This is a genomic window from Bradyrhizobium sp. TM233, from assembly GCF_036247965.1.
In the GTDB taxonomy this organism is placed as follows: Bacteria; Pseudomonadota; Alphaproteobacteria; order Rhizobiales; family Xanthobacteraceae; genus Bradyrhizobium; species Bradyrhizobium ottawaense.
This window is the reverse complement of the sequence record NZ_BTIG01000077.1, coordinates 1-606: the sequence shown is the minus strand read 5'-3', so window position 1 is coordinate 606 and position 606 is coordinate 1. Positions and strand designations below refer to the sequence as shown.

Here is a 606-nt window from a genome sequence, read left to right as displayed (position 1 = left end):
TGCTCGCCGCCGGAGAGCGTCACGCCTTCCTGGTCGAGGCGCTCTTTCAGGCGCGGAAAGGTCGCGGCGATCTCGTCGATCGCGGCCCGCTCCTCGATGTCGCTGCCGGCCGCGACCAGACCGAGCCGGAGGTTCTCGCGCACCGACAGTCCGGGAACGATGCGCCGCTCCTCGGGTACGTAAGCGAGGCCAAGGTGGAAGCGCTGATGGGCGCGCAACGGCAGGAGCTCCCTGCCCGCAAAGCGCACGCGGCCGGTCGCCTTCGGCATCAGGCCCATCATGGTTCGCAAGGTCGTGGTCTTGCCGGCGCNNGTGGCTCGCGCCATACCAGGCGTGGAGATCTTCGATTTCGAGCAGCGCGGTCTCAGCCATAACCTTCACTCTGTCCGAGATAGACCCGGCGGACTTCCGGATTGCTCCTGATCTCGTCGGGCGCGCCGTCCGCGAGCAGGCGGCCGTGATGCAGCACCACGACGCGCTTGGACAGGCCCAGCACCATCTTCATCTTGTGCTCCACCAGCAGCACGGTGCGCTTGTCGGCGAGCCGTTCCAGCAGCGCGACCATGTCCTTGGTCTCTTCGGGACCCATGCCGGCGGTCGGCTCGT

General features: G+C 67.5%; 2 pseudogenes. Both read right to left on the bottom strand.

What is annotated here, in order from left to right:
- Positions 1–372 (bottom strand): annotated as a pseudogene (locus tag AABA86_RS33570) (ATP-binding cassette domain-containing protein); the annotation flags it as partial.
- Positions 365–606, bottom strand: a pseudogene (locus AABA86_RS33565) (ABC transporter ATP-binding protein); the annotation flags it as partial. The pseudogenes AABA86_RS33570 and AABA86_RS33565, both read right to left, overlap by 8 nt.